The 25,731-nt window shown below is 72.4% G+C and carries 24 protein-coding genes and 2 pseudogenes; 14 read left to right on the top strand and 12 right to left on the bottom strand.

Annotated features, from left to right (window positions below):
* Positions 1-46: 46 nt before the first annotated feature.
* Entirely contained in the window at positions 47-1,000 is a 954-nt protein-coding gene (locus HEP85_RS18610) for an aminoglycoside phosphotransferase family protein (protein WP_211118021.1), read from the bottom strand.
* 34 nt (positions 1,001-1,034) lie between these two features.
* Here HEP85_RS18610 and HEP85_RS18605 point away from each other — a divergent pair, with 34 nt between their 5' ends.
* The 3 genes and pseudogenes from HEP85_RS18605 to HEP85_RS18595 form a co-directional block, all read left to right on the top strand.
* On the top strand, positions 1,035-1,694 hold the full coding sequence (locus HEP85_RS18605) for a rhomboid-like protein (protein WP_168528741.1): 660 nt from the start codon (positions 1,035-1,037) through the stop codon (positions 1,692-1,694).
* A gap of 10 nt (positions 1,695-1,704) precedes the next feature.
* Positions 1,705-3,105 (top strand): FAD-binding oxidoreductase, encoded by a 1,401-nt coding sequence (locus HEP85_RS18600; protein WP_168528740.1) that lies wholly within the window; start codon positions 1,705-1,707, stop codon positions 3,103-3,105.
* 94 nt (positions 3,106-3,199) lie between these two features.
* A pseudogene (locus HEP85_RS18595) lies at positions 3,200-3,664 on the top strand (N-acetyltransferase family protein); the annotation flags it as partial.
* Here the strand turns inward: HEP85_RS18595 and HEP85_RS18590 are convergent.
* The 3 genes from HEP85_RS18590 to HEP85_RS18580 form a co-directional block, all read right to left on the bottom strand.
* Positions 3,662-5,068, bottom strand: a complete 1,407-nt coding sequence (locus HEP85_RS18590) for an MFS transporter (protein WP_348772505.1) — start codon at positions 5,066-5,068, stop codon at positions 3,662-3,664. The pseudogene HEP85_RS18595 and the gene HEP85_RS18590 sit on opposite strands and share 3 nt — an antisense overlap.
* 140 nt (positions 5,069-5,208) lie before the next feature.
* Positions 5,209-6,189: a zinc-binding dehydrogenase gene (locus tag HEP85_RS18585; RefSeq protein WP_168528739.1), complete on the bottom strand. Its 981-nt coding sequence runs from the start codon at positions 6,187-6,189 to the stop codon at positions 5,209-5,211.
* A gap of 49 nt (positions 6,190-6,238) precedes the next feature.
* Complete coding sequence (locus tag HEP85_RS18580; protein WP_168528738.1) at positions 6,239-7,405, bottom strand: NAD(P)-binding protein; 1,167 nt, start codon at positions 7,403-7,405, stop codon at positions 6,239-6,241.
* 126 nt (positions 7,406-7,531) lie between these two features.
* Between HEP85_RS18580 and HEP85_RS18575 the strand changes: the two genes are divergently transcribed.
* Positions 7,532-8,239 carry a pentapeptide repeat-containing protein gene (locus tag HEP85_RS18575; RefSeq protein WP_168528737.1) on the top strand — a complete coding sequence of 236 codons (708 nt, stop codon included), beginning with the start codon at positions 7,532-7,534 and terminating at the stop codon, positions 8,237-8,239.
* Between the two features lie 98 nt (positions 8,240-8,337).
* On the opposite strand, the gene HEP85_RS18570 is transcribed toward HEP85_RS18575, so the two are convergent.
* Entirely contained in the window at positions 8,338-8,838 is a 501-nt protein-coding gene (locus tag HEP85_RS18570) for a hypothetical protein (protein ID WP_168528736.1), read from the bottom strand.
* A gap of 37 nt (positions 8,839-8,875) precedes the next feature.
* On the opposite strand from HEP85_RS18570, the gene HEP85_RS18565 reads away from it, so the two are divergent.
* Together HEP85_RS18565 and HEP85_RS18560 are read left to right on the top strand one after the other, a co-directional pair.
* Positions 8,876-10,285 carry a M1 family metallopeptidase gene (locus tag HEP85_RS18565; protein WP_248001986.1) on the top strand — a complete coding sequence of 470 codons (1,410 nt, stop codon included), beginning with the start codon at positions 8,876-8,878 and terminating at the stop codon, positions 10,283-10,285.
* A 109-nt stretch (positions 10,286-10,394) separates the two neighbouring features.
* Complete coding sequence (locus tag HEP85_RS18560) at positions 10,395-10,769, top strand: VOC family protein (RefSeq protein WP_369657758.1); 375 nt, start codon at positions 10,395-10,397, stop codon at positions 10,767-10,769.
* 4 nt (positions 10,770-10,773) lie between these two features.
* On the opposite strand, the gene HEP85_RS18555 is transcribed toward HEP85_RS18560, so the two are convergent.
* On the bottom strand, positions 10,774-11,319 hold the full coding sequence (locus tag HEP85_RS18555; protein ID WP_168528734.1) for an N-acetyltransferase: 546 nt from the start codon (positions 11,317-11,319) through the stop codon (positions 10,774-10,776).
* Between the two features lie 265 nt (positions 11,320-11,584).
* Complete coding sequence (locus HEP85_RS18550; protein ID WP_168528733.1) at positions 11,585-12,160, bottom strand: TerD family protein; 576 nt, start codon at positions 12,158-12,160, stop codon at positions 11,585-11,587.
* A gap of 206 nt (positions 12,161-12,366) precedes the next feature.
* Between HEP85_RS18550 and arfB the strand changes: the two genes are divergently transcribed.
* The 3 genes from arfB to HEP85_RS18535 all read left to right on the top strand — a co-directional run bounded on the left by arfB (position 12,367) and on the right by HEP85_RS18535 (position 14,318).
* On the top strand, positions 12,367-12,792 hold the full coding sequence (gene arfB / locus HEP85_RS18545; protein WP_168528732.1) for an alternative ribosome rescue aminoacyl-tRNA hydrolase ArfB: 426 nt from the start codon (positions 12,367-12,369) through the stop codon (positions 12,790-12,792).
* Positions 12,793-12,913: 121 nt separating this feature from the next.
* On the top strand, positions 12,914-13,195 hold the full coding sequence (locus tag HEP85_RS18540) for a hypothetical protein (RefSeq protein ID WP_168528731.1): 282 nt from the start codon (positions 12,914-12,916) through the stop codon (positions 13,193-13,195).
* A 250-nt stretch (positions 13,196-13,445) separates the two neighbouring features.
* Positions 13,446-14,318, top strand: coding sequence for a sigma-70 family RNA polymerase sigma factor (locus HEP85_RS18535; protein ID WP_211118020.1), 873 nt, complete (start codon positions 13,446-13,448; stop codon positions 14,316-14,318).
* Positions 14,319-14,343: 25 nt separating this feature from the next.
* Here HEP85_RS18535 and HEP85_RS18530 read toward each other — a convergent pair whose 3' ends face one another.
* Complete coding sequence (locus HEP85_RS18530; RefSeq protein WP_168528729.1) at positions 14,344-14,853, bottom strand: flavin reductase family protein; 510 nt, start codon at positions 14,851-14,853, stop codon at positions 14,344-14,346.
* Positions 14,854-15,279: 426 nt separating this feature from the next.
* Between HEP85_RS18530 and cdgB the strand changes: the two genes are divergently transcribed.
* Together cdgB and HEP85_RS18520 are read left to right on the top strand one after the other, a co-directional pair.
* On the top strand, positions 15,280-16,971 hold the full coding sequence (gene cdgB, locus HEP85_RS18525; RefSeq protein ID WP_168528728.1) for a diguanylate cyclase CdgB: 1,692 nt from the start codon (positions 15,280-15,282) through the stop codon (positions 16,969-16,971).
* A gap of 128 nt (positions 16,972-17,099) precedes the next feature.
* Positions 17,100-18,098, top strand: a complete 999-nt coding sequence (locus HEP85_RS18520) for a CBM35 domain-containing protein (RefSeq protein WP_168528727.1) — start codon at positions 17,100-17,102, stop codon at positions 18,096-18,098.
* 33 nt (positions 18,099-18,131) lie between these two features.
* On the opposite strand, the gene HEP85_RS18515 is transcribed toward HEP85_RS18520, so the two are convergent.
* From HEP85_RS18515 to HEP85_RS18505, 3 genes are all read right to left on the bottom strand, one after another.
* Complete coding sequence (locus HEP85_RS18515; RefSeq protein ID WP_168528726.1) at positions 18,132-19,061, bottom strand: 1-phosphofructokinase family hexose kinase; 930 nt, start codon at positions 19,059-19,061, stop codon at positions 18,132-18,134.
* A 117-nt stretch (positions 19,062-19,178) separates the two neighbouring features.
* Complete coding sequence (nagA, locus tag HEP85_RS18510; protein WP_168528725.1) at positions 19,179-20,324, bottom strand: N-acetylglucosamine-6-phosphate deacetylase; 1,146 nt, start codon at positions 20,322-20,324, stop codon at positions 19,179-19,181.
* Positions 20,324-21,274, bottom strand: coding sequence for an ROK family protein (locus HEP85_RS18505; RefSeq protein ID WP_329526742.1), 951 nt, complete (start codon positions 21,272-21,274; stop codon positions 20,324-20,326). Before HEP85_RS18505 ends, nagA begins: the two co-directional genes overlap by 1 nt.
* A 137-nt stretch (positions 21,275-21,411) precedes the next feature.
* On the opposite strand from HEP85_RS18505, the gene HEP85_RS18500 reads away from it, so the two are divergent.
* The 3 genes and pseudogenes from HEP85_RS18500 to otsB all read left to right on the top strand — a co-directional run bounded on the left by HEP85_RS18500 (position 21,412) and on the right by otsB (position 24,157).
* On the top strand, positions 21,412-22,677 hold the full coding sequence (locus HEP85_RS18500) for an extracellular solute-binding protein (RefSeq protein ID WP_329288591.1): 1,266 nt from the start codon (positions 21,412-21,414) through the stop codon (positions 22,675-22,677).
* Between the two features lie 66 nt (positions 22,678-22,743).
* Positions 22,744-22,971, top strand: coding sequence for a DUF3263 domain-containing protein (locus HEP85_RS18495; protein WP_168533769.1), 228 nt, complete (start codon positions 22,744-22,746; stop codon positions 22,969-22,971).
* 309 nt (positions 22,972-23,280) lie between these two features.
* Positions 23,281-24,157, top strand: a pseudogene (gene otsB, locus HEP85_RS18490) (trehalose-phosphatase).
* A 33-nt stretch (positions 24,158-24,190) separates the two neighbouring features.
* Here otsB and HEP85_RS18485 read toward each other — a convergent pair.
* Complete coding sequence (locus HEP85_RS18485; protein ID WP_168528722.1) at positions 24,191-25,612, bottom strand: trehalose-6-phosphate synthase; 1,422 nt, start codon at positions 25,610-25,612, stop codon at positions 24,191-24,193.
* Positions 25,613-25,731 lie beyond the last annotated feature (119 nt).

The following is a 25,731-nucleotide window of genomic DNA, read 5'->3' as shown; positions in this document are numbered from 1 at the left end:
CGTGCCCATGACCCGGATGGCGGACACGCGGACCACGGGACAGTCCTCAGCTGACCTCCCGCAACCGGCGGGCGACCTCCAGTCGAACGGGCTCCAGCGGGCGGCCGACCTCGATCTCCCACAGAGTGTTCTGTAGAACACGGCCGAGGGTCCAGGCGCGGGCCCGCGCGCGCTCCAGACCCATGACGTCGGTCATCGCGTCGAAGCGCCGGCGGATCTCGCCGGGCTCGAAGCGGTTGCAGAGCGCGGGACAGAGTTCGAATCCCGGGTCGCCCGCGAGCGGCTTGGGGTCGATGGCGACCCAGGGCGCGCGCCCCGCGACGCGGTCGCCGTCGTGATCGTGGGCGTTGTCGTGGGCGTCGTCGTGGACGTTGTCGTGGTGGAGGCCGCGCAGGACATTGTCGTAGTGGAGGTCCCAGTGGAGGAGACGGTCGCCCGGCTCGGTCACCACCTCGCGCACCGCAGCGGCGCAGTCCTCGACGAGCCGCCGGTCGGACGGGTCCGGAATCCGCCGAAGGGCGCCCGGCACCCGCTCCAGCATGTCCGCCGCGACGTCCCCGAGCCGGCGCACGCCCTCCGGTGCCGCCACGGCCGTCAGCCGGGCCAGCAGCCGCGCGATGACGAGGGCGGCCTCGCGCGTGTCGCGAAGGTGCGTCAACATACGGGTGTGGTCGAGCCGTTCGAGCAGCAGGGTGCCGGTGGCCCTGTCGTGGTCGAGAAGCCGTACGGCGCCGCCGCCGGCCCAGGCGCGCAGCGCGAGCGGCTCACCCGCGCTCTCCTCGTCGAGGAACTGGAGCTTCAGCACGGCCGGGGTGTTGTCGGCCCGGCGCACCGGCAGCACCAGCGCTGTCATCCCGTGCATCGAGGGGCCGTCGAGGCGCAGTTCCCAACGGTCCAGGAAGCGGGCCGCCCGCCGCGGGAGCGCGGCGACGAAGGCACGGCCCGCCGCTCCGTTGTACCGGCGCTGCGAGGCGGCCAGGGCGTCCGGAACCTCGATCACCCTGCCGACCCTACGCGCGGGGGAGCGGCCGCCCATGCGCGTTGACCGGATCGTGCGCTCCGTGGGGAGCTACATACGCAGCGCCCCCGGCACCTACATATGGCTGGGCGTCCTCTTCTTCACCACCGTGGCCCTGCACCACATGTCACCGGACTTCGAGCAGGACTTCCTGCGGGAGCGGTCCACCAACATCCACGAGCTGTCGAACGACCCGCTGCGGGTGCTGATCTCCAGCGCGATGTGGATCGACGGCGGCTACTGGTTCCCGTACGCCTTTCTCTTCACCGTGTTCCACGCGCAGGCGGAGCGCTGGCTCGGCACCCTGCGGTGGCTGTTCGTGTGCGTGGCCTCGCACGTGCTGGCGACGCTGGCCAGCGAGGGGGCGCTGCTGGAGGCGGTACGGCGCGGGATCGCACCGGAGTCCTCCGTGAACACCCTCGACATCGGCGTGAGTTACTCGCTGGCGGGAGTGATCGCCGTGCTCACGTACCGGATCCCGGCGCCCTGGCGGTACCCGTATCTGGCGGCGGTCCTGGTCTTCTACGGGCTGCCGGTCTTCGGCACCCCCACCCCCACCCTCACCCAATGCGGACATTTCCTCTCCGTGGTGATCGGGCTGGGCTGCTATCCGCTGGTCAGAGGCCGCGGAAAAGCACGGAATCCGAAGGAGACACTGGCCGCTCCCGGGGGTTAACGTCCCGGCCATGAGCAGCAGCGGCACGGTCAACGGCGGCATCTCCTTCTGGTACGCGGACGACGGGCTCCCCGTCCCGCGCGAGCCCCTGCCGGGCGACGCGACCGCCGACGTCGTGATCGTCGGGGGCGGCTACACGGGTCTGTGGACCGCGTACTACCTGAAGAAGGCGGCGCCCTCGCTGCGCGTCACCGTCCTGGAGCAGAAGTTCTGCGGGTACGGGGCGTCGGGGCGCAACGGCGGCTGGCTCTACAACGGCGTCGCGGGCCGCGACCGGTACGCGAGGCTGCACGGCCACGAGGCGGCGGTCCGTCTGCAGAGGGCGATGAACGACACGGTCGACGAGGTCGTCCGGGTCGCCGCCGAGGAGGGCATCGACGCGGACGTCCACCGGGGCGGTGTCCTGGAGGTGGCGTACACGCCCGCGCAGCTGGCCCGGCTGAAGGCCTTCCACGAGCACGAGCTGTCGTACGGGGAGCGGGACCGCGAGCTGTACGGCGCGCGCGAGACCGCCGAGCGGGTCCGGGTCGCGGACGCGGTCGGTTCGGCCTGGACTCCGCACGGCGCGCGTCTGCACCCGGTGAAGCTGGTGAAGGGGCTGGCGGCGGCCGCCGAAGCACTCGGGGTGACGATCCACGAGCGGACGCCGGTCACGGAGATCCGCCCGAAGCACGCCGTGACCCCGTACGGAACGGTCCGCGCCCCCTACGTCCTGCGCTGCACGGAGGGCTTCACCGCCTCCCTGAAGGGCCAGCGGCGCACCTGGCTGCCCATGAACTCGTCGATGATCGCGACGCAGCGGCTGACGCCCGAGCAGTGGGCACGGATCGGCTGGGAGGGGCGCGAGACGCTCGGCGACATGGCGCACGTGTACATGTACGCGCAGCGCACCGCCGACGACCGCATCGCGCTCGGCGGCCGGGGTGTCCCGTACCGCTTCGGTTCGCGCACCGACCACGACGGCGGCACGCAGCAGGCGACCGTCGAGGCCCTGTACGGGATCCTGGTCCGCTTCTTCCCGTCGCTGGCCGGCGTCCGGGTGGAGCACGCCTGGTCGGGCGTCCTCGGCGTGCCGCGCGACTGGTGCGCCACGGTCACCCTGGACCGCGCGACCGGCCTCGGCTGGGCCGGCGGTTACGTCGGCTCGGGTGTCGCCACCACCAACCTCGCCGCCCGCACCCTGCGCGACCTCGTCCGGCTGGACTCGGGTCAGGCGGGCCCGACCGGGCTGACCGGCCTGCCCTGGGTCGGCCACAAGGTCCGCAAGTGGGAGCCGGAGCCCTTCCGCTGGATCGGTGTGCACGGCATGTACGCGACCTACCGCACCGCGGACCGCCGCGAACTGGCCACGCGCAGCGCGGAGTCGTCCCGGCTGGCGCGGATGGCGGACCGGGTGGCCGGACGGCACTGACGGGACGGCACCGGCGGGGCGGCACTGACGGGACGGCACCGGCGGGCGGTCCCACGCGCGGTGGGCCGCGCGGCGGGTGTGTGACACTGCGCCCATGATTCGCACCGCCACCCCCGCCGACGTCCCCGTCATCCACGCGATGGTCCGTGAACTGGCCGAGTACGAGAAGGTGCCGGACGAGGCGCGGGCGACCCCGTCGCAGCTGTTCGAGGCGCTGTTCGGCGAGCACCCGGCGGCGTTCGCGCACGTCGCGGAGGAGGCCGGTGAGGTGGTCGGGTTCGCGCTGTGGTTCCTCAACTTCTCGACCTGGCGCGGGGTGCACGGCATCTACCTGGAGGACCTCTATGTGCGTCCGCAGGCGCGTGGCGGCGGCCACGGCAAGGCGCTGCTCACCGAGCTGGCACGGATCTGCGTGGCGCGCGGGTACGAGCGGCTGGAGTGGTCGGTGCTGGACTGGAACCGGCCGTCCATCGAGTTCTACGAGGCACTCGGCGCGCGTCCGCAGGACGAGTGGACGGTGTACCGGCTGACCGACGGGGCGCTGCGGGAGCTGGGTTCACGGGACCGACTCGGGGACGGGGGCCGTCCCGAGCGCGTGCTTGGGGGCCTTCGCGGTGATCAGCAGGCCGGCGATCAGACCGGCCAGGAGCATGATGCCGCAGGCCCACCAGACGGCGATGGTGTAGCCGTGCACGATGCCCTCGCGGACGACGAGTGCCCTGCGGGCCGGGTCGGTGAGGTGGGCGGCGATGTAGGTGGCGCCGCTGGTGGTGGCGACGGTGTTCAGCAGGGCCGTGCCGATCGAACCGCCGACCTGCTGTGAGGTGTTGACGGTCGCGGAGGTCACGCCCGAGTCCCGCGGGGCGACGCCGGCGGTGGCGGTGGCGAAGATCGGCATGAAGATCAGGCCCATGCCGAGCCCCATCAGGAGCATGCCGGGCAGCAGCAGGCCCGCGTAGTCGGGGTGCACGGTCAGCCGGGTGAAGACCAGCATTCCGGACGTGGCGAGGAGTGTGCCGGGGACCATCAGCACGCGCGGTGCGACGTGTTGCAGCAGCCGCGCGGAGATCTGCGTCGAGCCGACGACGATGGCGGCCGTCAGGGGCAGGAAGGCCAGGCCCGTCCGCACCGGCGAGTAGCCGAGGACGACCTGCAGGTAGTAGGTCAGGAACAGGAACATCCCGAACAGGCCGATGACGGCGAGTGCCATGGTCAGGAAGCAGCCGGCGCGGTTGCGGTCCCGGACGACGTGCAGGGGCAGCAGGGGGCTCGGGGCCCGTTTCTGCCACCACACGAAGACCGCGATCAGGGCGACGCCGGCCGCGAGCAGGGCGAGGACCAGCGGGTCCGTCCAGCCGCGCGGCTCCGCCTCGCTGAAGCCGTAGACGATGGCGACGAGGCCGCCGCAGCCGAGTACCGCACCCGGGACGTCGAGGCGACCGCCCCGGTAGCCGGGGCGGTCGCGCAGCAGGGTGGTCGCGCCGACGACCGCGACGACGGCGACCGGGACGTTGACGTACAGGCACCAGCGCCAGTTCAGGTACTCGGTCAGCAGGCCCCCCGCGAGCAGTCCGATCGCCGAGCCGCTGCCGGCCAGGGCGCCGTAGATGCCGAAGGCCTTCCCGCGTTCCCTCGGGTCGCTGAAGGTGGTGGTCAGCAGGCTCAGCGCGGACGGCGTGAGGAGAGCGGCGAAGGCTCCCTGCAGGGCGCGGGCGCCGTAGAGCATGGCGGAGCTGGTGGCCCCGCCGCCGAGTGCGGAGGCGGCCGCGAAGCCGATGAGCCCGATGACGAAGGTGCGTTTGCGGCCGACCAGGTCGGCGATCCGGCCGCCGAGCAGGAGCAGCCCGCCGAAGGCCAGGGTGTACGCGGTGATGACCCACTGACGGTTGCCGTCGGACATGCCCAGGTCACGCTGTGCGGAGGGGAGCGCGATGTTCACGATGGTCGCGTCCAGGACGACCATCAACTGGGCCAGAGCGATGATCACCAGACCCCACCAGCGGTGGGGATCCTCGCCTGCGGGTTCACCTGTCGGGGTGACACTCACCTGCCCAGAAGACCATGGATCGGTGGGCGACGCACCTTTCGGCGAGGCCCTCCCGCTCACGGTTCCAGGACCACCTTGCCGATGGTGGCGCGGGTCTCCAGGGCGCGGTGGGCGGCGGCCGCCGAGGCGAGCGGGAAGCGGGTCAGGGCCGGGGTGAGACGGCCGGCGGCCGCTTCGGCGAGTGCACGCAGTTCCAGGGTGCGCAGGGGGTCGGGACCGCCCGCCCGGCGCGTCATCGCGGGGCCGAGCACCTGCTCGGTCACGCCGGGCACGATCAGCGGTCCGCCGTCCCGGACGCCCTCGGCGGACCAGCCGAAGACGAGATGCCTGCCGCCGGGACCGAGCAGATCCACGGCGGCGCGGGCGGTGGTGCCCCCGACGCCGTCGAGGACGACGGTCGCCGTGCGGGGGCCGAGGTACCCGCGGACCCGCGCCGGCCAGGTGCCGTCCTGGTGGTCCACGGCGAGGTCGGCGCCGTTCTCCCGGACCAGGGCCACCTTCCGCGGACCGCCCGCGATGCCGATCACGGTGGCGCCCGCGTGCCGGGCGTACTGCACGAGAAGGGTGCCGATGCCGCCCGCGGCCGCCGGGATCACGGCCACGGTGTCCGGGGACCACTCGGCGAACTGCACGATCCCCATCGCCGTACGGCCCGTTCCGATCATGGCGACGGCCTGGGCGAAGTCGAGGTTCTCGGGTATTTCGTGCAGGCGGCCGGCGTCGGTCACGGCCAGTTCGGCGTAGCCGCCGGGCGCGAAGCCGAGGTGGGCGACGACCCGTCTGCCGAGCCAGTGGCCGGGGACGCCCTCGCCGAGCGACTCGACCGTGCCGGCGACCTCGCGGCCGGGGACGGTGGGAAGCGTGGCGGGGGCGGGCGCGGGGCCCCGGGCGCCTTCCCGCAGGGCGGTGTCCAGGAGGTGGACACCGGCCGCGGCCACGGCGACACGGACCTGGCCCGGACCCGGCTCGGGGTCCTCGGTCCTCTCGTAGGTGAGGTTCTCGGGCGGGCCGAAGGTGTGCAGGCGGACGGCGTGCATCGGAAGGGCTCCTCGGGGTGCGGGCGGTGAGCAGCCCCAGCTTCCGACCTCAAGCGTGCTTGAGGTCAAGGCGTTCGCGGATGCCGAAGGCCAGGGCGACGGCTTCGAGCGCGCTGTTGAAGGAGACCTCCGAGAGCATGCCGGGCGCGGCCACCTGGTCTCCCGCGAGGTAGACGCCGTCGCCGCGGTCGAGGGCCGGGCGGTCGCGCCAGGTGGTGCCCGGCGGGTCGACCGCACCGGTGCGCCCCAGCGCCACCGCGTCCCGCCGCCAGGTCACGCGCTCGCGCCAGCCCTCGAAGGCGAGGTCGAGAAGGTGTTCGGCGCGGGCGGCGCCGTCGCCGCGGGACTCGTGGGGGGCGATCGGGAACTGTCCCTGGACGAGTTGCTCCCCGTCCGGGGCGAGGGTGCGGTCCCGCGCCGTGGGACGGTCGAGCCGGCCGGGCGCGTCCAGGTCGGAGAGGGCGTAGGGGTCACCGCGCCGGGTGCGCAGGGCCAGGTCCACGAGGGCGGTCCGGCCGCCCGTCCAGGTGAGGGAGTCGTCCCCCAGGAGACGGCGGGCGGAGTCGAGGGAGGTGGCGACGACCACCGGACCGCGACGGTCGGGGAGCGTGTCGACGCGGGCGAGGGTCTCCACCCGGACGCCGAGGTTCCAGGCGCGGGCGGCCATGCGGTCGACGATGTTCGCCCAGCCGCCGCGCGGATGGCGTGCCTCCGTGGGCAGCCGGGCGGCCCTGCGCAGCCGTTCCTGCACGAAGGCCGCGGAGAGCGCGCCCGGATCGTGGTGGAACAGGGTGACGGCCGAGTAGTGCGCGGCGGCGCGGGCGCCCTCCTCGCCCGTCCGGGCGCTCGCCCAGCTCAGGAAGTCGGCGTCCACGGGCGCCTGCCGGGCATCCCGGCGCAGCAGTCCGATCAGGGCGAGGGGCGGGGTGCGGCGCAGGACACCCCGGTGGTGCAGGCGCAGCCGCGCGGTCTCCCGGGCCGGTACCGGGGCGAGCGGTCCGGTGAGGCCGCGCTGTTTGAGCCAGGTCCAGTGCGGGCCGCCGCCGTGCAGCGTGTGCGGGCCGTTGTTCGTCCGGTAGGGGCCGTCCGCGGTGCGGGCCCGGCCGCCGAGCGTGTGGTGGGCCTCGTACAGCGTGACCCTGGCGCCTGCCTCGGCGGCGGTGATCGCGGCGGTGAGTCCGGCGAGGCCGCCGCCGATGACGGTCAGGTGGTGCATGGTTGGCCTCTCCCTGCGGTCGGGGTCGTCTTGTCGGGTACGACTGTTCGCGGGGCCGGAATGTGACATCGGGGGACAGGACCGCAGGCCGGAGGCGTTGTCGGTGGGGGAGTGCAGGATGGGGGCATGGTGCGGAAAGCGGCGGGCGGTACGGGCAGGGCGAGCGGGGCGGTGAAGGGGGCGCGGCGGCCGGAGGTGCGGCTGCCGCCGCTGGAGCCCCACGAGGGCTCCGCGCTGGAGCTGGACGGGGACTACGACGGGCTGGAGTTCCGGGAGACGGACTTCGCCGGGCAGGACGGCGGCGGCGCGCGTTTCATGGACTGCGCCCTGACGGGGTGCGCGCTCGACGAGACACGGCTGCACCACGCGCGCTTCCTGGACTCGGTCCTGACGGGCGTACGGGGTGTGGGCACCGACCTGGCCGAGTCGACGCTGCGCGACGTCGAGCTGGTCGACGCCCGCCTGGGCGGGGTGCAGTTGCACGGTTCCGTGCTGGAGCGCGTACTGATCCGCGGCGGCAAGATCGACTATCTGAACCTGCGCAAGGCCCGCCTCAAGGACGTCGTCTTCGAGGGCTGTGTGCTGGTGGAGCCGGACTTCGCAGGCGCCCGGCTGGAGCGCGTGGAATTCGTGGACTGTGTCGTCAAGGGCGCCGACCTCACCGCGGCGACCCTGATCGACGTGGATCTGCGCCGCGCCGCGGAGCTGGACATCGCGCGGGGTGTGGACCGGCTGGCGGGCGCGGTGATCAGCCCGGTCCAGCTGTTCGAACTCGCACCGGTGCTGGCGGCGGCGCTGGGCGTGCGGGTGCACGGCGACGCGGGTGAGGTGTGAGGGGCGGGGCGAGCCGAAAGGCGGGCTGAGGGGGGCGAGAGCTGCGAAGGAGACCGAGGGGGAAGTCCGGGAGGAGACCGGGCAGGGCCGCGGGGGGATCAGGTGACGCGGGGGAAGCGGGCCTGGAGGGTCCACAGGGCCGGGTTCTCGGCGAGGTCGTCGTGCAGGTCGGTGAGGTCCGCGATCAGGTCGTGCAGGAAGTCGCGGGCCTCCCGGCGCAGCGCGGCGTGCGAGAAGGTCAGCGGCTCCTCGTCGCGGTGCATCCAGTCGGCCTCGATGTCGACCCAGCCGAAGCGCCGTTCGAAGAGCATGCGGTCCGTCGACTCGGTGAAGTCGAGCTCCGCGTGCTGGGGGCGGGAGGCCCGGCTGCCGTGCGGGTCCCGGTCCAGCTGCTCCACGATGTCGCACAGCGCCCACGCGAAGTCGAGCACCGGCACCCATCCCCAGGCCGTCGACACCTCCCGGTCCGCCTTGGTGTCGGCGAGGTACACGTCGCCGCAGAACAGGTCGTGCCGCAGGGCGTGGACGTCCGCGCGGCGGTAGTCGGTCTGCGGGGGGTCGGGGAACCGGTTGGAGAGGGCGTAGCCGATGTCGAGCACGTACGTGATGGTGTCATGGCCTCGTAGGATCGCGGACGTGCCCCGATCTTCCGTGATCGTCCCCTGCGCGCTGGCTCTCGCCCTCACCTGCGCGCTCACCGCGTGCGGCGGCGGGGACGGCTCGGCGGGCCCCCCGGGCCTGCACGACCCCTACTTCCCGAAGATGGGCAACGGCGGCTACGACGTCACGCACTACGCCCTGACCCTCTCCTACGACCCCGGGAGCAAGCGGCTGCGGGGCACCGCCCGGATCACCGCGCGGGCGACCCGGAGCCTGGACGCCTTCAACCTCGACCTGAAGGGCCTGGACGTCGCCGGGGTCTCCGTCGGCGACCGGGACGCCCGCTGGAGCCGGGCGGGCCAGGAACTGACGGTGCGCCCGCGCACGGGCCTCGGCAAGGGCGAGACGTTCCGCACCACGGTCCGCTACTCGGGCACCCCGGAAACGCTCACGGACCCGGACGGCTCGCAGGAGGGCTGGCTGCCCACGGCCCGCGGCGCGCTCGCCCTCGGCGAACCCGTCGGCTCGATGACCTGGTTCCCCGGCAACCACCACCCCTCCGACAAGGCGTCGTACGACATCACGATCACCGTCCCCAAGGGCCTGAGCGCCGTCTCCAACGGGGAGTTGAGGAGCGAGACGACGGCCGCCGACGGCCGCAGGACCTTCGCCTGGCGGACCGCCGAACCGATGGCGAGCTATGTCGCGACGCTCGCCGTCGGGGCGTACGACATCACCCGCAGCACGACCAGGAGCGGTCTGCCCGTGTACGTCGCCGTCGACCCGGCACAGACCGCCGCGAGCGCGAAGGTGCTGGCCCGCATTCCGGAGATCATGGACTGGGAGGCGTACAACTTCGGCCCGTACCCGTTCTCCTCGACCGGCGCGATCGTCGACGGCCCCGGCGTCGCCGGCTACGCGCTCGAAACCCAGAACCGCCCCGTCTTCCCGGGCGCCCCCGACGTCGAGACGCTGGTCCACGAGCTGGCCCACGAATGGTACGGAGACTCCGTCACCCCCGCGTCCTGGCAGGACATGTGGCTCAACGAGGGGTTCGCCACGTACGCGGAGTGGCTCTGGCAGGAGGACCACGACGGCGACACGGCCGACGAGATCTTCGACGCCCTCTACCGGGGCGACTACTACGACGACGCCGCCGACAACAAGGCGATCTGGGACTTCCCGCCCGCCAAGCCCTCCAGCGCGGCCCACATCTCCGACAGCCCCGTCTACGACCGCGGCGCCATGGTCCTCCACAAGATCCGCAGGACCGTCGGCGACGACACCTTCTACGACATCATCCAGGGCTGGGCCGCCACCCACCGCCACGGCAACGCGACGACCGCCGAGTTCACCGCGTACGTCGAGAAGAAGGCGCCGGGCAAGGACTTCCACCGCATCTGGAAGGACTGGCTGTACGGCGAGGGCAGACCGGCCACGGCCTAGACCGGCCCTTCCGGTACGAAGCGGGGGCGCCCGGTGCTCCGGACCGGCGGGGGGTCCGCCGTGTGCGGGCGGATGCGTGGGGGCGAGCGCCGGGGGCAGGGTGGGGGACATGACGACGACGCTCGGTGCCTTCGTTCTCGGTACTCCCGATCCGCCGGCGCCGGCCGACTTCTACCGGGCCCTGCTGGGCTGGCAGGAAGTCGACCGCGAGCCGGCGTGGGTCCGCCTGCGGGCTCCCGAACAGGAGCGCCCCGGCCTCAGCTTCCAGCTGGAGACCGCTCACACGCCCCCGGTGTGGCCGCAGCGCGCGGGCACCCAGCAGATGCAGGCCCACCTGGACCTCCAGGTCGACGACCTGGAGGCGGAGACCGAGCGTGCCCGTGCCCTGGGCGCGACGCTGGAGGAGCACCAGCCCCAGAAGGACGTACGGGTCCTCCGCGATCCTCACGGTCACCCGTTCTGCCTCTTTCTCCCGGGCGCCTGAACTCCTAGGGATTGTCCGTCCGGTCGGGGCCGGGGGAGTCCAGGGCCTTGCGCAGTACCGCGCACGGACGGCCCAGCCGACGGTCCTCGCGGTGGTCGATCACCTCGTACCCGAGGGCGGTCCAGAAGGCCAGGCCCTTGGGGTTGTTGTCGAGGACGGCAAGGCGCACGCCGGTGCGGCCGGCGGCCCGGAACCGCTCCTCGACACCGGCCGCCAGCGCCCTGCCGTACCCCTTGCCGTGCTCGCGGGCGTCCACGAGGAGCAGGCCGATCCACGGGTCCGGATCCGCCGGGTCGGGATGGTGCGCCAGCGTGATGGCGAACCCGGCGAGCCGCCCGGCGCCTCGGGCGAGCAGCAACTCCACGCCCGGGTGGGCGGCCTCCTCGGCGAGGGCCTCCGCGACCTGCTCGGGGCGGATGTCGTCCGGGTCGGGGAAGTCGCCGCTCAACGCGTTGAATTCGCGGTTGGAGACGTGCAGGGCGGTGAGTTCGGTCAGGAGCGGCCCCGGGATGTCGTGGTCCGGGGTGAGGGGCAGGGATTCGAGGATCACGCGGTGCAGGCTAGTCGGCGGGGCTGGGGATGTGGGCCTGTGCTGGGTCGTTGCGGACCGGGTGGAGGTGTCGGTCCGCGGTGGATGCCCCCGGCCGGGGGTATGTCCTTCAGCCCGTCCGGCGTTCGAGGACGAGGCCGTTCAGGCCGAACGGGGGTCTGGGGGCGGAGCCCTCAGGTATGGATGACGGGCCCCTGCCCGTCCACGCGAAGAGCCCCCGGCCCGGGTTCCCGGGTCAGGGGCTCTGTCGACTCGCGCGTACGGATCAGACGCTGACGCCGAAGTCCTGGGCGATGCCCGTCAGGCCCGAGGCATAGCCCTGGCCGACCGCGCGGAACTTCCACTCCGCGCCGTTGCGGTAGAGCTCGCCGAAGACCATCGCGGTCTCCGTCGCCGCGTCCTCGGACAGGTCGTAGCGGGCGATCTCCGTGCCGCCGGCCTGGTTGATGATGCGGATGTAGGCGTTGCGGACCTGGCCGAAGTTCTGCGAGCGGGTCTCCGCGTCGTAGATGGAGACCGGGAAGACGATCTTGTCGATGTCGGCGGGAAGGCCCGCCAGGTTGACGTTGATCGCCTCGTCGTCGCCCGCGCCCTCACCGGTGCGGTTGTCACCGGTGTGGACGATGGTCTGGTCCGGGGTCTGCTTGTTGTTGAAGAAGACGAAGTGGGCGTCCGAGTAGACCTTGCCCTGCTGGTTGACCGCGATGGCGGAGGCGTCGAGGTCGAAGTCGGTGCCCGTGGTGCTGCGGACGTCCCAGCCGAGGCCCACGGTGACGGCGGTCAGGCCCGGAGCCTCCTTGGTGAGCGAGACGTTGCCACCCTTGGACAGGCTTACAGCCATTGTTGGGAGTCCCTTCCCTCGTTGCGTACGTGCGGTGTGCCCGTACGGTTGGGCTTCGTACGGCCACGAAGCTACAGCTACCCCTAAGAACGCCAAGAGGGGTGCCGAAGGTTCCGGCTGTCTTTACTTCCTTTACCTTTGCGCCGGACGGACCCCCGCGCGAAAAACGGGTGACGTGGACCGGACATCCGGGGGACCATGAACCCATGTCCGGTCCCTATGTCATCCGCGGCTCCGTCTCCCTCCCCGAGGCCGAGCTCATGTGGCGTTTCTCGCGGTCCAGCGGGCCGGGCGGTCAGCACGTCAACACCACCGACTCGCAGGTCGAGCTGCGGTTCGACCTCGCGAAGACCGAGGCGCTGCCCCCGGTCTGGAAGGACCGGGCGCTCGCCAAGCTCGCCGGGCGGCTCGTCGACGGTGTGATCAGCGTGCGCTCCTCCGAGCACCGTTCGCAGTGGCGCAACCGGGAGACCGCGGCCGTACGGCTCGCCTCCCTCCTCGCCGAGGCGACGGTGCCCCCCAAGCCGCGCCGGGCCACCCGTATCCCCAGGGGCATCAACGAGCGACGGCTGCGCGAGAAGAAGCAGCGCTCGGACACCAAGCGCGGGCGTTCCGGGCGCGACTGGGGCTGAGGGCTGTCCCGTCCCGCCACCGGGCTCCGAGGGCCGCTCCGGCGGCGCCGCGCGAAACGCCCGGCGCCGTACGCGGATTGAGCGGCGGGCCGAGTCGGCCACTCGTGGCTACGCTCGGGGAATGGACGGAAATGAGGACAGAGCGCATCTGGAGTGGTGGGCCAACCGATCGAGCTGCCTGGCACGGATCCCCGTCCGGCTGGCCGCCGGGCCCGGCTCCCGGGCGTGGGACGCCGTCGTCTCGCCGCCGCTGGACAGGGGCGCGCGGGAGGACATGCAGTTCCTGATCGAGGCCAGCCCGTACTTCACCCTTCGCTTCGGCGACGATTCCGTGACGGAGGTCGAAGTGGAGCGGGCGGGAGACCCCGGCCGGCTACGGCTGAGCGCCGTGCCGGAGGCCTGACGTCACATCTCGGGCCCGCGATCCGTCAATCCACCGACGGACGAAGGACCGCGGGCCCGACGGGGAGATGTGACGGATGAGCGAGGGCGAATTTCTGAATGAGAACCATGAGCACACTCGGAACGCGGGCGAGAACGCGGGCGAGTACGCGGGCGGGAACACGTCCGGGAACGCGAATGCGAAGCAAAATGGCGGGGCTGTAGGGAACGGCGTGGGAAACGGCGTCGGGAACGATGCCGTGAACGGTGCCGTGAGCGCGAACGAATTCCTCGCCGAGCGTTTCGAATCGCATCGCGGCCGGCTGCGCGCCGTCGCCTACCGGATGCTCGGCTCGCTCGCGGAGGCCGACGACGCCGTCCAGGAGGCCTGGCTCCGGCTCAGCCGCGTCGACGCCGACCGGGTCGACAACCTCGGTGGCTGGCTGACGACGGTCGTCGGCCGCGTCTGCCTCGACATGCTCCGCTCCCGCAGGACCCGCGGCGAGGAGCCGCTGGAGGAGGGGCGAGGGGTGCGCATGCCCGAGCCGGTGCTCAGCCCCTTCGGCGGCGTCGACCCCGAACAGGAGGCGCTGCTCGCCGACTCGGTGGGAATCGCGCTGCTGGTGGTCCTGGGGACGCTGACGCCCGCCGAACGGCTCGCCTTCGTCCTGCACGACCTGTTCGCGGTGCCGTTCGACGAGATCGCGCCCATCGTGGGCCGCACACCGGCGGCCTCCCGGCAGCTCGCCAGCCGGGCCCGGCGCCGCGTCCAGGGCGGCGCCCCGGCACCCGATCCGGACCTGGCGCGGCAGCGGGAGGTCGTGGAGGCGTTCCTCGCGGCGGCGCGCGACGGCGATCTCACGGCCCTCGTCGCGGTGCTCGACCCGGACGTGGTGGCACGGTCCGAGGACGGGGTGACGGCCGGCGCGGTGAACGTGGCCTCGAACGCGAGCCGTTTCGCCCATCTGGCCCGGGTCGCGCGGCCCGCCTTCGTCAACGGCGCCGCGGGGGTCGTGGTGATCGAGGGGGGACGCCCCGTCGGCGTCCTCGCGTTCACGGTCGTACAGGGGCGGATCGCGGTGATCGACATCCTCAACGATCCGCGGCGGCTGGCCGGGGTGGACGTCACGGTCCTCGACCGGTGACCCCTGACCTGCGGCTGCCGGGGTGTCAGCCCAGCTGCCGGTAGCGCCCCTTGAAGTGCACCAGCGGCCCCCCGTCCGCACTCGGCACCGACGCCGTCAGCACCCGCCCGACCACGAGTGTGTGGTCACCGGCGGTGACCCGCTGCTCGGTGCGGCACTCCAGGGTCGCCAGGGCGCCGCCCACCAGGAGCGCCCCGGCCGCCTCGCCGCGGACGTACGGGATGTCCTCGAAGAGCAGACGGTCACTGATGCGGCCCTTCATGGCGAACCGGCCGGCGATGTGGCGCTGGCTCTCGGCGAGCACGGAGACGCCCCACAGGGGCTGCTCGTCGAGGAGGTCGTCCATACGGGAGCCCTCGCGCAGGCTGACGAGGACCAACGGGGGGTCCAGGGAGACGGACACGAACGCCGTCGCCGTCATGCCGACGTCCTCGCCGCCCGGTCCTTCCGGGTCCAGCGCGGGCTCGTGCGCGGTCACCAGGACCACGCCCGCGGCCAGCCGGGACATGGCGGCGCGGAACTCGTCGTTGCTCACCCCCTCAGCATGCACGGAGGGGGTGGAAGGAACGGCAGGGGGAGTGTTCAGCACGCCGAAACGCTAGTCTCCGACCCGGGGCGTCCACATCGGACCTCGGTCCGAGCCGGGTCCTAGGTCCCGGGACGGACACAACCGCTCACAGTGTCTGCACGGCATCTAAATATGTGTTCAGTTAACACACGGGGAAAATGCAGAAACCCCACTCAATTGTTCATCTTACGCTGTGACTTGAGTCACAGGGGCCATATTTTGTTGACCCTGTGTACCGAGTGGGCAGCGCGCTGTGATTCAGTGGCGGGGAAGCCAGGCAGGAAGCTACCAACCGGTACGCGCAAGAGAACTCAGGTACAGAGAACCGGTACAGAGAACCAGGTACGCCGAAGACAACCCTGGAGTTGCTGCGAGGTCTCGAGGGGAGGGCGAATGGAGACCGAGTCGGAGCCCTACGTCCGTCTTGCGACCCTGCGGCAGCTGCATCAGGTGATGGCGGACATGAACACCGCGCGGAGCCTGGCGGACACGCTGCAGACCGTCGCCGACGGCGTGGTCACGGGCCTCGGCTACGAGCTGGCGTGTGTCAACCTCGTACGCCCCGACGGCGACCTCGTGGTCGCCGCGCTCGCCGGCAACTCCGCCGCCGAAGCCCTGATCACCGGCCGGGTCGGCTCCCGCGCCTCCTGGGACCGCCGGCTGAACATGGGCGAGGCCTGGGGCGACCTGCGTTTCATACCGCACACCGAGGGCTGGGTCCTCGACGACGACGACGTACCCCAGTGGTACACCGACGGCCCCGCGCCCCGCTTCGAGGACGAGTGGCACCCCTCCGACCGCCTCTTCGCGCCGATGTACACCCCCGGCGTCGGCGGCAACACGGGCGAACTGATCGGTGTCCTGTCCGTCGACCGGCCGCGCAACGGACGGCAGCCCGGCGCCTGGGGCCGCGAGGCCCTGCAGATGTACGCCTTCCAGGCCGCCATCGCGATCAGCAACGCGCGTCTGCGGGCCAACATGCAGCGCGCCCTGGTCCGCCTCGAGCGCGAACAGCAGGCCCTGCGCGCCAGCGAGGAGAGCTTCCGCCAGGCCTTCGAGTACGCACCCTCCGGCATGGCCATCGCCGAGATGGGCGGCGACCAGCACGGCCGCATCCTGCGCACCAACGACGCCCTGTGCCGCCTGCTCGGCCGCCCCGCCTCCGCGATGCGCCGCTACTCCTTCTCCGACCTCGTGCACCCCGAGGACATCGGCACCCTGCTGCGCACCTCCGCCGAGGGCGGCCGCGCGGAACTCAGGCTCGGGCGCCGCGACGGCACCTACGTCTGGGTCTCGCTGCGCAACTCCGTCGTCGCGGACGCCGCCGACGGCCCGCGCTTCCTGCTCACGCACGTCGAGGACATAGAGGAGCGCAAGCGCCGCGAGCTGCAGCTCGCCCACCGCGCCTCGCACGACTCGCTCACCGGCCTGCCGAACTCGGCGGAGCTGCGCTCCCGCCTCGGCTCCCGGCTGTGCCAGCGCCCACAGGCCCTCCAGCCCGGCGCGGTCGAGTCGCTGGATGCCGCCTACGGGCACGGACCGTACGCGGAGCAGGCGGCCGAGCACGGCGCCTTCGACGGGCACGCCGCGGCGCACGGCTTCGACTTCGGGCCGGGCGCGGCGGCCTACGACGCCTTCGACCACCATGTGCACACCATCGCGCCCGAGGGCGAGACGGACGACGGCGCCAAGGGGCTCGCGGTGCTCTTCTGCGACCTCGACGGCTTCAAGTCGATCAACGACCGGTTCGGGCACAACGCGGGCGACGCCGTCCTCATCGAGGTCGCCCGGCGCCTGACCAACGGTGTCCGCGACGGCGACACGGTCGCCCGGCTCGGCGGTGACGAGTTCGTGGTGCTCGCCGACGGCCTCGGCCGGGCGGATGCGGCGGACCTCGCCGTACGGCTGCGGAACGCGATCATCCCGCCGATCCGGGTCGACGGCCGGGCGGTCCGGGTGGGCGCCAGCTTCGGCATCGGATGGGCACACTGCGGCATGACGGCGGACGAGGTCTTGAAATCCGCTGACGAACGGATGTACGTCGAGAAACGTTCTCGTCCCAAACAGCATCGGCGTGCCGGATAAGTCACAGGTCAGTGGGTTGATGCGGTGAAGGCCACCCGTTTGGGCCCCTGGAAGCGGGTAGGCTCGCCCTTCACGTGCTTCATTTCGTGTACCGCATCTGTACCGCACCTGTTGAGGAGTACCTAGGGATGACGCCCGGCAACAACGGCGCGAGCACGCCCGAGGACGACGACCCGTTCGGCTACCTGTACGCCGACGGTCAGGCCAACGGCGCCACCCCGCCCAGCGGAGGTGGCGGCTACGGCTACCCGGGCTCGGTCAACCGGGTGCGGGCGGTCGGTGAGCGCCAGTACGGACAGCAGCAGGCCGGCTACGGTCAGCAGCAGGCCGCCGCCCCCACCGCGCCCTACGGCCAGGTCCCGCAGCAGGGGCCCTACGGCCAGCCCGGCCAGCAGCAGCCCGGCTACGGCCGGCCGAACGCTCACTACGCGGCGCCCGAGACGGTCCCCGGCGGTGCGCCCGCCTCCCGGCAGTCGGCCGGCGGTGGCGGACGCGGTCGCGGCCCGAACACCAAGGGCCTGCTGATCGGCGCGATCGCCGTGGTCGCGGCCGTCGTCATCGGTATCGGCGTCGCGATGATGGGCGGCGACTCGAACGACAAGACCGGTGACGATGCGGGCTCGTCCCCACAGGCCTCGCAGAGCGCGGAGCCGAGCAAGTCGGCCGGCGAGCAGCCGCCGGAGGCAGGCAAGCTGCCCACCATCGACGCCAAGGCGCTGCGCCTGGAAGGCGGCGCCACCACGGCGTCCGACGTCAAGGGAGCGAAGTCGGAAGGCGGCGTCTACGTCGCGGGCTTCAATCAGGCCGGCGCCTCAGTCACCTGGACCGTCAACGGCATCCCCAAGTCCGGCAAGTACAGCGTGTACGTCGGTTACAGCGTCCCCGGCAAGGACGGCACCGCCACTCTCACGGTCAACGGCACGGCTTCCAAGACGCCTGTCGGCCTGAAGAACTGGGCGGGCGGCCCCGCGGGCGACTACGAGAAGGGCTGGACGAAGACCTACAACTGGATCCAGCTCGACAAGGGCACGAACGCCATCAAGGTCTCGTGCGAGCAGGGCAACCAGTGCGACGCCCTCATCGACCAGATGTGGCTGGTCAACGGCTGGGTCAAGTCCGGCGGCTGAGTCCCAGGGGGCGTCTGCCGTGGCCGGACCGTTTCAGGCCGCGCTGGTCTCCCCGGTCAGCGACACCCGTTCCACCAGTTCCTCGTACACGCCCCGGTCGAACTCGCCCGCCACCGGGGCCAGTACGGTCGCCGTGGACAGGGCGACGGCCCTGGTCAGGCGGGCCGGCCAGGGCAGATGTTCCACCAGGCCCGACAGCAGGCCCGCGACCGCCGAGTCGCCCGCGCCCGTCGGATTGCCGTGCACGCGGTGGGGCGGGGCGGCCCGCCAGAGGCCCTCCGGCGTGTGCGCGAGCAGCCCCTGGGCGCCCAGTGAGGCCACCACGGCGTGCGCGCCGCGCCTGCGGGCGTCGCGGGTGGCCTGCAACGGCTCGTGGGAGCCGGTGAGTTCGGCCAGTTCGTCGGCGTTCGGCTTGACGATGTCGGGGCGGGCGGCGACACCCCGGCGCAGCGGTTCGCCGCTGGTGTCGAGGAGGACCGGGACGGCCGCCGCGCGGGCCGCGCGGATCAGTCCCGCGTACGCGCCCACCGGGACCCCCGGCGGCAGGCTGCCGCACAGGGCCACCGCCGAGGCGGAGCGCAGCAGATACTCGTACGTCTCCTGGAAGGCCGCCCACTCCGCCGGGGTGATCTCCGGACCGGGCTCGTTGAGCTGCGTGGTGTCACCCGTCGCCGTGTCGACCACGGCTATCGTGCGGCGCGTCGGGCCGGACACCGGGACCAGCGCGTCCACCAGGCCGGGGCTGCCGGTGAGTTGCTCCTGGAGGGAACGGCCGGTGGCACCGCCCGTGAAGCCCGTGACCGTCACCCGGTGACCGAGGGCGGCGAGCACCCGGGCCACGTTCAGCCCCTTGCCGCCGGGGCGTTCGGTCACCTCGGTCACCCGGTGCGAGGTGTGCGGCCGCAGGGACCGTACACGGTAGGTGATGTCGACAGCGGTGTTCAGTGTGACCGTGAGGATCACCTGGGCCGACCTCCCCCGATGTGCTTGCCGACAGTTCCGGAGGCACGATCATGCCAAACGAGACGGCGGTCGGCCCAGTCCCCCGGGTCGACCGCCGCACGGCAACAAACGGATGAATCAGCCCAGTTGGGGATCGACCACCCATTCGCCCTTGCGCATCACGCCCTTGAGCGCGAACTCCGCGTCGAGAACCACCAGGTCGGCGTCCTTGCCCGGCTCCAGCGAGCCCACCCTGTCGTACGCGCCCAGCAGCTTGGCCGGGTTGGCGGACAGGGCCGCGACGACGTCCTCGACCGGCAGCCGGTCGATCGTGACCGCCCGCTGGAAGGCGCGGTCCAGGGTGAGCGTGGAGCCCGCGATCGAGCCGCCCTCGACCAGCCGCGCGACCCCCTCGCTGACCTCGACCTCCAGCGGACCGAGCAGATAGCGGCCGTCGCCGAAGCCCGCCGCGTCCATGGCGTCCGTGATGAACGCCACCCGGCCCGCGCCCGCGTGATGGAACGCCAGCTGGAGGGCGGCCGGGTGGAGATGGGTGCCGTCGTTGATCAGCTCGACGGTGATCCGCTCGTCCTCCAGGAGAGCCGCGATCGGACCCGGTGTGCGGTGACCGAGCGGGGGCATCGCGTTGAACAGGTGCGTGGCCACGGTCGCGCCCGCGTCGATGGCCTCCACCGTCTGCTCGTACGTCGCGTCCGTGTGCCCGATCGCCGCGATCACCCCGTGCTCGGCCAGCAGACGCACGGAGTCGAGGCCGCCCGGCAGTTCGGTGGCGAGGGTGACCATCCTGGCCCGGCCGCGCGCGGCGTCGATCAGCTTGCGGACCTCGGCCGGGTCCGGGTCGCGCAGCAGCTCCTCGGAGTGGGCGCCCTTGCGGCACGGCGAGATGAACGGGCCCTCGAAGTGGATGCCCGCGATGTCGCCCTGCTCGGCCAGCTCCGAGAGCAGCCCGGCGCGCTGCGCCAGGCCGTCCATGTCACCGGTCACGGTCGAGGCGACGACCGTGGTGGTGCCGTGCAGCCGGTGCGTGTGCACGCCCCGCAGGACCTCCTCGACGGTGCCGGAGGTGAAGGAGGCGCCGCCGCCGCCGTGGTTGTGCAGGTCGACGAAGCCGGGCACGAGCCAGTGGCCGGACAGATCGGTGGCCGGGGTGTCGTCGGCCGTGCTCCCGGCGATGCGCGTGCCGTCGACGATCACGCGTCCACCGTCCACGACTCCGGTGGGCAGGACCACCCTGGCACCGGAGAGAACCTTGCTAGGGGCCATCAGGTGGTTACCTCCGAGCGGTCGGTGAGGGGAGTTTCGAGCAGGTCCCAGGCCAGCAGACCGGCGCCCAGGCAGCCGGCCGTGTCCCCGAGGGCGGCGGGGACGAGCGACGGCAGCTTCTGGAAGGTGACGCGTCGCTCCACGGCGGCCCGCAGGGGTGCGAACAGGGTTTCCCCGGCCTCGGCGAGACCGCCGCCGATGATCAGGGTGCGGGGGTCCAGCAGGGTGAGCGCGGTGACGAGTCCGTCGGCGAGCGCGTCGACGGCGTCCTGCCAGACCCGTACGGCCCGTGGGTCCCCCGACTCCACGGCCTTCGCGCAGTCCGCCGCGTCGGCGTCGGGGGATCCGGAGGCCTCGGCCCAGGCCTGGCTGACGGCCGCCGCGGACGCGTACCGCTCCAGACAGCCGTGCTGTCCGCACGGGCACGCGGTGCCTTCGGGGCGTACGACGATGTGGCCGATCTCGCCGGCGAAGCCGTGCGCGCCCGCCTCGACCGTGCCGTTGATGCCGATGGCGCCCGCGATGCCGGTGCCGAGAGGGACGAACAGGAAGCGGTCGGCGCCCTGGCCCGCGCCGATCCGGCCCTCCGCGAGGCCGCCGGTGCGCACGTCGTGCCCGAGGGCCACCGGTACGCCGCCCAGCCGCTCGCCGAGCAGCCGGCGCATCGGTACGTCGCGCCAGCCGAGGTTGGCCGAGTAGACGGCGGTGCCGCTGTCGGCGTCGACGATGCCGGGGACGGCGACCCCGGCGGCCGCCGCGGATACGCCGAAGCGCCGCTCGCCGTGGGCGCGCAGCTCGGCCGCGAAGTCGAGGATCGCGCCGACCACGGCTTCCGGGCCGCGTTCCCGGCCGGTGGCGCGGCGGGCCTGGTGGAGCAGCTCGCCCGCCGGCCCGACGAGGGCGGCCTTCATCCCGGTGCCGCCCACATCGAGGGCGATGACATGTCTCACGGGGACAGTCTCGCCCCTTACCCCAGGAGAGGTCTAGTCCACTCACGTGGTGTAGACCTTGTATCCGCATTCCGAGACGGATGCAATGGACGCAGAAGCAAAGACGGCAAGACGGCGCAGGGGCGGGAGACGACAGCGTGCAGCGACGTAGGACAGGACTGGTCGCGGTGATGTCCGCACTGGGTATGACGGCGACCCTCGGGGGCTGCGGCAGCTCGGACGGGTCCGCGGACGTGACCCTCGAACTCGTGGCGGCCGACTACGGCGACTCCAAGGCCAACAGCTCCCAGCAGTACTGGGACACGCTGGTCAAGGGATACGAGACCGCGCACCCGGGTGTGCGTGTCGAGGTCAGCGTGTACCCCTGGACCGATGTCGACCGCAAGGTCGGCGAGCGGGTGGCGGCGGGCAGGGCGCCCGACCTGGCACAGATCGGCGCGTACGCCGACTACGCGGCCAAGGGCGAGCTCTACAGCGCCGATCAGGTGCTTTCCATCCCGGTCCAGGCCGACTTCGCCTCCCAGCTCACCGAGGCGGGGCAGATGAACCGGGTGCAGTACGGCATGCCCTTCGCCGCCTCCACGCGGCTGCTGTTCTACAACAAGAAGCTCTTCGCGGACGCCGGTCTCACCCCGCCGCAGAGCTGGAGCGAGCTCGCGGCCGACGCAGCGGTGCTCAAGACGCGGGGCGTGAAGTTCCCCTACGCCCTGCCGCTGGGCCCGGAGGAGGCGCAGGCGGAGACCATGCAGTGGCTGCTGAGCGGCGGCGACAGCTACACCGACGACGTCGGCACGTACCACCTCGACTCGACGCAGAACGTCGACACGCTCACCTGGCTCAAGAACGAACTGGTCGGTAAGGGGCTCACCGGACCCGTCGCACCTGCCAAGCTCAACCGCGCTGACGCTTTCGCGGCGTTCGCCCGGGGTGAGGTCGGAATGCTCAACGGGCACCCCACGCTGATGAAGGCGGCGGCCGACAAGGGCGTGAAGTTCGGCATGGTGCCGATGCCGGGCGTCGACGGCAGGGCCAAGGCGACGATGGGTGTCGCCGACTGGATGATGGCGTTCAAGCACAACGGCCACCGGGAGCAGATCGGCTCGTTCCTGGACTACGTCTACAGCGAGAAGAACGTGCTGGCCTTCTCCCACGAGTACGACCTGCTGCCGGTGACGACGTCCGCGTCCCAGGCGATGAGCGCCGACACGAAGGACAAGGATCTCGTCCCGTTCCTCGACGAGCTGCCCACCTCGCAGCTCTACCCGGTCGGCAAGACCTCCTGGGCGTCCGTCAGCGCGGACATCAAGCGGGACATCGGCAAGGCGGTCGCTCCCGACGGCAGCCCGTCCGGGGTCCTCGGCACGCTGCAGCGGACGGCGACCATCCGCGACAGCAAGGATTAGTGCCGCGGCACCAGCGGGCCGGCGCGGGTGTCGGTGGCTGGGGTTACGGTGCTGTCCATGACGTCCATGGAGGAGCTCGGGGCGCGGGAGCGGGCGGTTCTCGCCATGGAGCGGCGGGGGTTCGCGGGGCCGGGGGCGAAGGAGCGGGCGATAAGGGAGCAGCTCGGGCTGGCGCCGGTGCGGTATTACCAGCTTCTCAACGCCCTGCTCGACGATCCGCGGGCGCTGGCGCATGATCCGGTCACGGTGAACCGGCTCCGCCGGATCCGAGCGGGCCGCCGCGACGACCGCTGACCCGGGGTTCTTTCCCCCGCCGCCCTTACCCGACCCATCCGTTCCTGGGGGCTCCGCCCCCAGACCCCCGGTCGGCCTTGAGGGCCTTGTCCTCAAGCGCCGGACGGGCTGGTGGTGTCATGGCCGGGGCCCGCATCTCCAGCCCGTCCGGCGTTTGAGGACGAGCCCTTCGGGCGACGCGGGGGTCCAGGGGGCGGCAGCCCCTTGGCGGGGTCCGGGGCGGAGCCCCAGGCAGAGGATGGGTCGGGTAGGGGCGGCGGGGGCGAAGAACCCCGGGTGTGTTCGGGGCGGCGCCGATAGGGTCGGCGTATGGGCAGTCATGCGGAATCCCCGGAACACCCCGAGACCACGGACACCGTCCCGACACCGGCGACCGCCGCGGGAAGGGACGGGCTGCAAGCCATCCTCACGCACCCCGCCCGGACCGTGATCGCGCTCGACTTCGACGGAACCCTCGCCCCCATCGTCCCCGACCCCGAACAGGCCCGCGCCCACCCCGCCGCGGTCCCCGCCCTCGTGGCCCTCGCCCCGAAGGTCGCCTCCGTCGCCGTCGTCACCGGCCGCCCCGCCGGCTGTCGCGGTGCGCCACGGCGGGTTCGCGGGTGTCCCCGGCCTCGACCACCTCGTCGTCCTCGGCCACTACGGCGCCGAACGCTGGGACGCCCGCACGGGCACCGTCAGCGCCCCCGCCCCCCACCCCGGCGTGGCGGCGGTCCGCGCCGAGCTGCCGGGAGTCCTCGACCGGATCGGCGCCTGGCAGGGCACGTGGATCGAGGAGAAGGGCCGCGCGGTCGCCGTCCACACCCGCCGCGCCACGGACCCGCAGGCCGCCTTCGAGTCCCTGCGCGAACCCCTCGCCGACCTCGCCACCCGGCACGGCCTGATCGTCGAACCGGGCCGCATGGTCCTGGAACTGCGCCCGCCGGGCATGGACAAGGGCGTCGCCCTCCTGGAGTACGTCCGCGAGGTCGGCGCCGAAGCCGTCCTCTACGCGGGCGACGACCTCGGCGACCTCCCCGCCTTCGCCGCCGTCGACAAACTCCGCTCGGACGGCGTCCCGGGCCTGCTGGTGTGCAGCGGCAGCTCGGAGGTCGCGGAACTCGCCGAACGCGCCGATCTGGTGGTGGACGGCCCCGCCGGGGTCGTCGGCCTGCTGAGGGCACTGGCCGGCCGGCTGGACCGCTGAGGGCTGTCCGGTGATCCCCGGCGGACGGCGGCCTCACTCCTCCAGCGCGCGCAACTGCTCCAGGAACCACTGCGCCGGAGGCAGGGCCGTCGCCGCCGCGGCGAGCCGTTTCGTGCGCTCGGCCCGCTCACCGGCCGACAGCGACAGGGCCTCGTGCAGCGCCTGCGCGGTGCCGACCACGTCGTACGGGTTCACCGTGACCGCGTCCTCGCCCAGCTCCTCGTACGCCCCGGCCTCCCGTGACAGCACCAGCACGCACCCCTCGTCGGAGACGACGGGCACCTCCTTGGCGACGAGGTTCATGCCGTCCCGGATGGGGTTGACGAGGGCGACGTCGGCGAGCCGGTAGGCGGCCAGCGAGCGGGCGAAGTCGTCCTTGACGTGGAGCACGACCGGGGTCCAACCCGGTGTCGCGTACTGGGAGTTGATCTCGTCCGCCAGGGTCTGCACGGCGGCCGTGTAGTCCCGGTAGACCGCCAGGTCCTGACGGGAGGGGTAGGCGAAGGCCACGTGGACCACCCGCTCGCGCCACTCCGGCCGGTCCTCCAGGAGCTGCCGGTACGCCAGCAGGCCCCGCACGATGTTCTTCGACAGCTCGGTGCGGTCGACCCGCACGATCGCCCTGCGGGCGCGGCCGTCGGGTCCCTCGCCGATCTGCTCGCGCAGCGCGTCCATCCGCTCGGCGACGTCCGCCTCGTGGGAGCGCCCGCGCAGGAAGTCCGCGTCCGCGCCGAGCCCGTGCACGCCGACCCGGGTGTCGCCGAGCCCGCCGACGAGCGCCTCGCAGCAGGCGGTGAACGCGTTCGCCCAGCGGTGCGTCAGGAAGCCCAGCCGGTCCGCGCCGAGCATGCCGCGCAGCACCTGCCCGGCGATGTCGTCGGGCAGCATGCGGAAGTAGTCGACGGGCGCCCACGGGGTGTGGGAGAAGTGGCCGATGCGCAGGTCGGGGCGGAGTTCGCGGAGCATGCCCGGGACCAGGGTCAGGTGGTAGTCCTGCACGATCACCACGGCGCCCTCGGCCGCCTCGTCCGCCAGGGCTCGCGCGAACGCGCGGTTGTAGTCCTCGTACGACGACCACTGGCGCCGGAACTCCTGGTCGAAGACCGGCTCCAGCGGCGTCTGGTACAGCATGTGGTGGACGAACCACAGCACCGAGTTCGCGATCCCGTTGTACGCGTCCGCGTGCACCGCGGCGTCGATGTCCAGCATCCGCACGCCGTCCTCGCCGACCCCGCGCCGGACCGCCTCGCGGTCGCCCTCGCCGAGCGCCGAGCACACCCACAGGGCTCCCGCGTCCGGACCGATCGCGGAGAGGCCCGAGACCAGCCCGCCCCCGCCGCGCCGGGCCTGGAGGGAGCCGTCCTCGCGCACCTCGTAGGAGACCGGGCCGCGGTTGGACGCGACGAGGATCCGGTGGGCGCCGTGCGGTGAAGCCGATGAAGCCGTTGAAGCCATGCCTCGAAACCTAGCCCGGCACCGAAACGCTCAAACGTTCCCGTCGGCCGGATGCGACGAAGGACACGGACCGCGGGGCGGTGGGGCCGGTGGCGCCGTCCACCAACCCCTCACCAGGG

This window comes from Streptomyces sp. RPA4-2 (genome assembly GCF_012273515.2).
GTDB classification, from domain to species: Bacteria; Actinomycetota; Actinomycetes; order Streptomycetales; family Streptomycetaceae; genus Streptomyces; species Streptomyces kaempferi.
Note: the sequence above shows the minus strand (reverse complement) of the source record. Positions and strands in the feature narration are given on the sequence as shown.